Consider the following 4045-nt stretch of genomic DNA (forward strand, 5'->3'; position numbering starts at 1 on the left):
CCGGGCGCTGGCCCGCGAGGCGGCCCGGAAGTCCCTGGTGCTGCTCAAGCACACCCCGGGGCTGCTGCCCCTGCCCCGGGCCGGCCGGGTGCTCGTCACCGGCAGCGCGGCCGACGACCTGGGCAAGCAGTGCGGCGGCTGGACCCTCACCTGGCAGGGCGACGACCTGGAGCGCGCTGACCTGCCCGGTGGCGCCACCATGGCCGACGCCGTCCGCGGGATCGTCGGCGCGGCCAACTGCACGGTCGACCCTGCGCCGGACCTCACCGATCCAGGAGACTACGAGGACTACGACGTCGCGATCGTCTGCATCGGCGAGGACGCCTACGCGGAGATGCGCGGCACCGTCCGGCCGTGGCGCTCGATCGGCTACGCCGACCTCAAGCAGAGCTACGCGCGGGACCTGGAGCTGCTGCGCCGCCTGCGCGCGGCGGGTGTGCGCACGGTCACCGTCCTCTTCACCGGCCGTCCGCTGTACTGCACGGAGGAGATCAACCTCTCGGACGCCTTCGTGGTCGCCTGGCTGCCGGGTCCGTACGCCCAGGGGGTGACGGACGTGCTGTTCGCGGCGGAGGACGGTGCGCCCGCCCACGACTTCCAGGGCCGGCTGCCCTCCTCCTGGCCGAGGACGCGCGACGCCAGCGCCGTCAACGCCGTCCCCGCGCACCTGCCGGACTACCGCGTGCCGACGGAGGAGACGGCGCCGGAGGGCGCCCACACCCCGCTGTTCCCGTTGGGCCACGGCCTGTCGCTGCACGACCCGGCGCCGCCCGGCGAGCCGCTGTCGCTGCACGTCCCGCCGCCCGCGCCCCCGGCACCACGGGTGAGCGGCCCCCTGCGCGTCCTCGACGCGGAGGGCACCCCCTACCGGCTGCGGGTCGGCGGGCACAACACGTGGTCCCGGGAGGACGTCGGCCTCCACAAGCCGATGGACTGCCTGATCGTCCAGGCGACGCCGTTCCCCACTCCGGACGGGACGGCGCTGCGGCTGCGCTTCAAGGGCCACCCGGCCTTCGTGTATGCCGAGTCCCCGTCCGGGCTGCCCGCCGACCTGCGCGGGTACCTGGAGGCCGGGGCGCACCTGCGGTTCGCCGTGCGCGTGCTGCAGCCGCCCTCCGCCCCTCTCTACCTGGCCTGCCACGACGACTTCCCGGCCCAGCCCGGCGTCGACCTGGCGGTGCGGCTGCGCGCGGCGGGGCCGGAGGCCTGGACCACCGTCTCCGTCCCGCTGACCGAACTGGCGGCGGTCGGCACGGACCTGCGGCACGTCGACGTGCCGTTCATGCTCTACACGGACGGCACGGCGGAGCTGGAGGTCGCCGACGTCTCCTGGTGCCTTCCGTAGCACCGCTTCCGGCTCCGGCTCCGCGTACGTGCGTGCGCGGAGCCGGAGCCGGGGCCGGTGTGCGTGTGGCGACTCAGCTGCCGGGGTTCACCGTCGGGAACAGCTGGGCGAAGGTGTCGAAGGCGGTCGCGATGTCCGCCTCGGCCCAGAACCGGTGGTAGGTGAAGACCGGCGCGGCGCCGCCGTCGAGGTAGCTCTGCACCTTGGACCACTGCGGGTCGCTGGTGTACCAGGGGCGGATGGACAGGAAGGTGTTGCTCGACGAGCTGATCTTCGTACCGTCCGGGTAGGTGCCGGTCCAGCCGGGCGGGATGTACAGGCCCTCATGGGTGGTCGGCGAGTACGCCTGCGTGAAGCGGCTGTAGTCGGCGCGGGTCTCGGCCGCCGAGTAGCCCAGGCCGTCGGTGTACTTCGCGTGCAGGGTGTCCAGGATGTTCTGGGCGAACTTCCGGGCGGTGCTGCTGCCGGACTTGGCCGCGTAGTACGAGATGGTCTTGGCCAGCGAGCCGGCCACGCCGACGTCGGTGGCGGTGCCGCTCGCGGTGACGTGCAGGCCGGCGTTGCCGCCGGGGCTGGTGGCGCTCCAGGTGTCGGGTGCGCCCGTCCAGGAGAGCTTGTCGGGGGTGGTCAGGGTGCCGGTGGCCGGGTCGGCCTTGGCGACGGACATCGCCCACGGGACCCACTTGTCGAGGATGGCCTTCGCCCGGGTGTCGCCGGTGGTGTAGTAGTACTCGGCGAACCGCTCCATCGACCAGGTCTGGAACCCGAACCACTGGTTGGAGGCCGGGTCGTGGTACTCGGGCTGCCAGTCGTAGTACAGGCCGTAGAAGGTCGGGTCGCCCGCCGGCGGTGGCGCGTCGTCGCCGTAGTTCCCGCCCCAGCTGTTGGTGGCGCCGCCGGCGATGCCGCCCTCGGTGGACTGCAGCCACTGGAAGAACTGGAGCTGCTTGTCCAGGCTGCCCGCCCAGTCGGTGGCGCCGCTCGGCGAGAGCGGCTTCAGGCCGGGGTCGTTGGCGAGCACCCACGCGGCCATCGGGTTCTGGTAGCCCTGGTGGGCGGCGGAGCCGGAGATCCGCCACGACCAGCCGCCGTCGTCCGCCCCACCCCAGGCGAAGTACCAGGTGAGAAGGCCGAGTTGCTCGTTCGCCTTGGAGGTGCCGCCCGGGCAGGCGGTGGAGCCGAGGCAGTTGCCTGCCTGCTTGAAGTACTTGTCGTAGAGCGAGTAGCGCAGGTAGTCGCCGAGCTTGGCAGCCTTGGCCAGGGTCGCGGTGATGGCCGCGCTCTTGCCCTGCGATTTGGCGAACTGCTCGGCCCAGTAGGCAGCCTGGACCAGCCGGGCGTCGGCGTCGGGCGCGTCGGTGTACTTGTACTGCTTGCTAAAGTTGCCGCCGCCGTCGTTGAACAGGCTCAGGAAGCCGGAGCTGCTGTTGCCGTACTTGAACAGGTCGCAGTCGGGCTGCGGCACGGTCTCCCAGACCGACTCCTCCGGGCCGCGCTGGAAGGTGTTGATCAGGCTGGGCTTGCCGGTGCCGTCCTCGCACTGGCCGAAGCCGTACTTGTTGTCGGCGTCCAGCAGCCAGGCCGGGGCGTACACGTCCGCGCTGCCGTAGGAGCTGCTCAGCTCGGCGGAGAGCGGGTCGGTGCCGACCGGCACGCCGGAGCTCAGCTTGACCGGGTACTGGTCCGGCTGGGCCTTCTCGGGGCCGTACGTGCCGGGCTTGGCCGGGTTGTAGGTGCTCTGGCCGGGCTGCTGGGCGTGGCTGGGGATCAGATGGGTCTCCAGGCTGGTCCAGGCGTTGTTGAAGCCCGTCCAGTCGCCGGTGACCCGGCCGTAGTCCGCCTCCAGCCACAGCCAGTAGCTGTACGTCTCGGAGGTGGTCTCGTGGCCGTAGTCGGGAGCCTCGACGATCAGGGTCTCCACGGCGTGGTACGGGATGCCCTGCGGGCTGAAGTAGCCGTTCGCCGGATTCTTGATCTTGCTGTAGAGGTCCAGGAAGTACCGGTCGTAGCCGGACGTCGCGGCCGCCTCGGTCACCGTGACGGCGCCGGAGCCGAAGCCCGTCGCGGAGGCGGTGAAGGTGGCGGTGCCGCCGACCTGGGCGGCGTCGGTGCCGGCCGCGACGGTGACGGTCTGCGGAGTGTTCCAGTTGGCGGGGGTGAAGGTCAGGGAGGCCCCGGAGGTGACGCTCAGGTCCGAGTCGCTGCCCGAACGGGCCAGCGTCACCGTGGTGTTGGCGCTCGGCGCCTGGGAGAGTGCGACGCTGAAGGTCCCGGTGCCGCCCTGCTGGACGGCGAGCGAGGCCGGGCTGACCAGGACGCTCGGCCCGGCCACCTTGATCGCGACCGGAGTGGAGGTCGTGGTGGCGCCCGCGTCGTCGGTGGCCACGGCGGTGAGCGAGTAGTCGCCCGCCGCCACGTTCGCCCAGTCGATGCTGTACGGCGCTGTGGTGGCCGTGCCGATCAGCGTGTTGGTGCCGGCCGAGGTCGAGGCGTAGAAGTCGACCTTCGCGACGGTGCCGTCGGCGTCGGCCGCGGTGGCGGACACCGTCACGGTGGAGCCCGGGGTGAAGGTCTGCCCGGCGGCCGGGGAGGTGAGCGAGACGGTCGGGGGCTGGTTGGCACCGCGGCAGGGGGTGCCGTTGACGGTGAAGGCGGTGGGGGCGGTGTTGGTGGCGCTGTACGAGAAGTTGGCGCTGGTGG

The 4045-nt window shown here is 72.0% G+C and carries 2 protein-coding genes; one reads left to right on the plus strand and one right to left on the minus strand.

Annotated elements, in window-relative coordinates:
- A partial coding sequence (locus tag AB0O00_RS31385; protein ID WP_363657531.1) for a glycoside hydrolase family 3 C-terminal domain-containing protein occupies nucleotides 1-1345 on the plus strand: 1345 nt, incomplete at its 5' end.
- Between the two features lie 73 nt (nucleotides 1346-1418).
- Here the strand turns inward: AB0O00_RS31385 and AB0O00_RS31390 are convergent.
- On the minus strand, nucleotides 1419-4045 hold a 2627-nt coding region (locus AB0O00_RS31390), incomplete at its 5' end, for a glycoside hydrolase family 48 protein (protein WP_363657533.1).

The sequence above is a fragment of the Kitasatospora sp. NPDC093558 genome, assembly GCF_040683475.1.
In the GTDB taxonomy this organism is placed as follows: Bacteria; Actinomycetota; Actinomycetes; order Streptomycetales; family Streptomycetaceae; genus Kitasatospora.